This is a genomic window from Bacteroides caecigallinarum (assembly GCF_021530995.1).
In the GTDB taxonomy this organism is placed as follows: Bacteria; Bacteroidota; Bacteroidia; order Bacteroidales; family Bacteroidaceae; genus Phocaeicola; species Phocaeicola faecigallinarum.
Window position 1 is genome coordinate 1 of sequence record NZ_JADYTF010000181.1, and the last position, 4,143, is coordinate 4,143.

5 protein-coding genes are annotated in these 4,143 nt (G+C 34.8%); all 5 read right to left on the reverse strand.

The genetic code is table 11. The features are described from left to right. Positions 1-194, reverse strand: a 194-nt coding sequence (locus I6E24_RS15590) for a CNNM domain-containing protein (RefSeq protein ID WP_235329538.1), incomplete at its 3' end; no start/stop codon positions are given. Between the two features lie 50 nt (positions 195-244). Continuing rightward, positions 245-871 (reverse strand): LPS export ABC transporter periplasmic protein LptC, encoded by a 627-nt coding sequence (gene lptC / locus I6E24_RS15595; RefSeq protein WP_235329541.1) that lies wholly within the window; start codon positions 869-871, stop codon positions 245-247. Between the two features lie 6 nt (positions 872-877). Continuing rightward, positions 878-2,239: a tetratricopeptide repeat protein gene (locus I6E24_RS15600; RefSeq protein WP_235329543.1), complete on the reverse strand. Its 1,362-nt coding sequence runs from the start codon at positions 2,237-2,239 to the stop codon at positions 878-880. Between the two features lie 33 nt (positions 2,240-2,272). Further along, positions 2,273-3,553: a hypothetical protein gene (locus I6E24_RS15605; RefSeq protein WP_235329545.1), complete on the reverse strand. Its 1,281-nt coding sequence runs from the start codon at positions 3,551-3,553 to the stop codon at positions 2,273-2,275. Continuing rightward, positions 3,543-4,143 (reverse strand): type III pantothenate kinase (locus I6E24_RS15610; RefSeq protein WP_235329547.1); only part of this gene is annotated, 601 nt, incomplete at its 5' end. The genes I6E24_RS15610 and I6E24_RS15605, both read right to left, overlap by 11 nt.

The following is a 4,143-nucleotide window of genomic DNA, read 5'->3' on the forward strand; positions in this document are numbered from 1 at the left end:
ATATTATTTCCTACTAACATGGTAGAAATAAAATTATTAGGATTTCGATAGAATATGGTTAGTATTTTTGTGGAGAAATTATTTGATTTCTCCATTTCAAATCTAAGCTTGTTTGATGATACAAAAGCTATCTCCATTCCTGAAAAGAATGCAGAAAATGCCATTGTTATAATTAATTCAATAATTATACCCATTACTCATTTATATTAATTAGGACAAAACTAGCGGTGTAGTTTGGGAGATTTTATTTGTTGTTATACTGAGTGTTTACAGTATCAGTTGGGGCTGTATCTTCTACTGTGAAAATTCCTGTTGGAGTAAATATTTCATATTCTGTCATTTCCTGATTAGAATCAAAACCGTAACCAGTGAGAATCTTGTCTTCTTGTTCTATCTTTATGTATTTGTCAGAATATATACGTTCCTTTGCCTGATCCCAAAACAGAAGTTCTGTATCAAATTTATCGCCTAATTGGTTTTGGATGTGTACATTACCTCTTAGTTCCCATATCTCTTTTTTTTCATGATAATAGGCTGTGTCTGCTTTGATGCTGGCATCAACTCTGAACAGAGTGTCGAATTTTTCTAGATATAGACCTTTCTCGAATGCCCAGTATGGTGGATTTTTTTTACTGAACACGAGCCATTCGTCTGTGACTATTTTATATCTTATCATACCTGAATCTGAAACATAAGAAACAATACCGGTACTATGCATATCCGGTAATGAGTCATTTTCGTCAATTGCTTCAGCCAGTTTCTTTTCTTTTCCTCCGCATGAAGGAAAAAAAAGAAACATAACAGTTGCCCAAACGGCAACTGTTATGCTTATATAATTTCTAATGTTGAAAATACTGTGTCTATATGACATATATTATTATCTGATTGTTGTTGTTTCGCCTATCCATCCACCGATAGTTACAGTGTGACCTTTGCTCAAACCAAGGAAGAACAAATCTTCGTCTTTCGGAGTGTAAGCAGAATATGTTCTGATAAGTTCGTTAGCTTTTTCTGCAACACTTGGATCTACACTCTTTGCACGCTGTAATTTGTCGATAACTGCGAAGAAAGTACATTTGTTAAGAGCGGCTTCGTCACTCCAGTTTGGACTAGAAGCATACATTTGAGCTATAAGAATGTAAGCATCACCGTAGTTATTGTTGAATGAGATAGCTTTATTGCAATATTGTTTTGCACGGCTTAATTGTTTCTTGCTGAAAAGTATTACACCTGCATTGTAGCAGTATTCTGCTTTTTTCATAGGATCCTGTTCTAGTTCGATTGCTTGATCGAAGTAACCTATACTCTTGTCAAGATCACCTTTCTTGTAATACATATATCCACAACCTGCGGCTGTAGCTGCAGTTGGTTCAATTGCGTGTGCAGCTTCAGATGCTTCGAAGTAAGCTTCTTCTTCTGTACATTTCAATAATTGCATAACTGTTATAACCTGCTTCAGATATTCAAGGTTTGTTTTGTTTTGTGCAACTTTAGGACCATAGATTGCCTGAAGGTTTTCGCAAGAAGCAGCACCACTGTTTATGAAATATGCGTCAACATTATCTTTTGTTGTCTTAAGCAATTCTTTCATTTTTTCTTTCTTTTCAGCTTTAAATGCTGCGTCGGCATAAGCAGAAACTGTCAGGTAATCCTGAATGAACTGCTCTTTATGACTTTCATCAGCTTTAAGTTTACGTGAAGACACATCCATCATGTCAAGGAACATGAAATAATCAGATTTCTCTTTTTCCATGTCTATAGCCTGTTTTGCCCACTCATATGCTTTATTTACATCGATATTCTTTCCTGAGAATACAATGTAATCATGAACTTTCATACCGATGATAGAACCCTCAGTAGATTTGCTTCTAACTAATTTGTTAAGTTGATCAAGGTATTTGATACGCTGATCATGTACAGCCATCAGTTCATCGAGGTATGCTTTCTGCTGTGCTGCATCTTTAGTACTTTGTATAAGTCCACGAAGAATCTTTGCACCATTTGTGTATGTACCTACCTGTGCAAATGGAGCTTCTGTGAATACTGCTTTCCAAGGTTTGTATGCATCCTTGAAATTGTCAGTTTTTACATATTCAGTATAAATACTGATGTTCTGAAGACAACGGATACTATCTTCTCCATGTCCAAATCTAGAACCATCTTCTACTCCTTTTTGAGCAAAAGAAGCTGTAGTACCTAAGGTTAGGGCACACAGCATTGTAAACATCTTCATTCTCATCGTATATTAATTTAATTGTTTATTGTGTACTAATTAATTAACTCTCCATTTCATGAACCATGGTTCATTCAGTGTTAAACCTATCTTAAGAACAAATCTGTTTTCTGACATCAGATTTTTATTACTTGGTGAAAGGTTTATGTATTGTCCTGTTATACTCAGTACTGTTTTGCGCTGGAAAAGAGTCAGTGGAAAACCGAATCCGGCACTCACTCCAATCTCTTTTGCGCCATCGGAGTAAGATGTTCCACTAATATCATTAGGTATTTTGATATAAGGGGAAGTATAATATACTCCGGCTCTGTAAGAAATCCTTTCAAGAAAATTTCTTCCTAAAGTGTTTGGAATGTATTCAAAGCCTGCTGCAATCTTATTTCTATCATTATACATTCCGGAAACATCGGATGGTTTCACTTTAGACCATTCCTGTCGAGTGTAGTCTACACATACAGTAAGATTGTTTTTATATTGATATGAAAGTCCAATACCGTATGTTGATGGTATTCCATATCCATCATAATATGTCTTTTCATTGGTGGAGGAATAACTGCTACCGTCTGTTACTTGTGTACCGATTACTTCTGTTGTATTTAATTGGTGTCCTAACCCGTATGTCAATCCTAAAGTAATGTTTTGGTTCTTATTTAATGGTTGTGTATACTGCAAACCAATGTCTAATTTGTAGCTTTTTACGTTTAAATTTCTATAGTTTATAGTATAATCACCTCCATTGCTTAATGTAGCCGTTGTACTATATTCCTGATTTCCGTATAAATAACCGATGTTTGCTCCAATAGATAAATTCTTGAGAACTTTAAATCCTAATCCTGCAAAAACGGTATTAGTTCCTCCATCTCCATAATATGTATTTGTCACGCTTACATTATTGCTATTGGGTACATTCCCGCTTGAACTGAAATTATATCCTACGGTTGAAAAAGGAGTAAATCCGATTACCATTCCAATTCTTGGGTGAAGACGGAATTGCATTGCCAAATAGTCAAAACTTGAATTTCTGGCATTTGATTTTATATTGTTTTCCTCATAGTTTGAACTTTTCAAACTAAAGCCTATATCAAACATGAAAGAGAGTGAATCTACAGACGTATAAGATGCCGGATTCATGGTGTTGATATGCTTGTTGGAACGAAGGGCATGTCCTACTCCTCCCATTGCAGCATTACTAGTGAAGACTTGGTCTGACAAGTCCCCAAATCCGAATCTTGTATATGGAGAATTAGTGCTGGATTGAGCAACTGCATATATTGATGCAGTTGTAAATATAGCACTAATAAGAACCTTTTTACTTAACATTATAATTTAATATTCTATTTAAACCTTTTAAAACTAAAAATCTATCTGCAAAGATGATACTTTTTAATTTTGTATCAAAAGAAAATTTATCTCCGCCAGTTAAAAAAACTAAAAGGTCGGGATATTTTTTCTGCATTTCTGAGATATATCCTTTTATCTCAAATTCTATGCCTTTTATAACACCTGCTCTGATAGCAGTTTCAGTATTATATCCTATATCTGGAAGTTCTCCACCTTTTTCTATCAATGGCAATTTGTCACAACATGCACTTAACGATTTGAATCTGGTATAAATACCCGGTGATATATTACCACCCCAATATGTCGCATTGGCATCTATAAATTCAAAAGTCAAAGCAGTTCCTGCATCAATTACTAATATGTCTCTATCAGGCATAAGGTAATTTGCACCAACAACAGCAGCCAATCTGTCCATCCCTAACGTGGAAGGGGTTCTATATTTATTAATAATAGGTACCGGAGTTTCATGTGTTAATTCCAATACCGGAAAATCAACGCCTGATAGTTGTCTTTTTATTGTATTACTTAATGTAATGACCGATGCTATAATACATTTATCAATTTTATAT

Excerpts from the sequence above, each read along its gene's own strand:
- lptC (WP_235329541.1), bottom strand. The coding sequence starts at position 871 with ATGTCATATAGACACAGTATTTTCAACATTAGAAATTATATAAGCATA.
- I6E24_RS15600 (WP_235329543.1), bottom strand. The coding sequence starts at position 2,239 with ATGAGAATGAAGATGTTTACAATGCTGTGTGCCCTAACCTTAGGTACT.
- I6E24_RS15605 (WP_235329545.1), bottom strand. The coding sequence starts at position 3,553 with ATGTTAAGTAAAAAGGTTCTTATTAGTGCTATATTTACAACTGCATCA.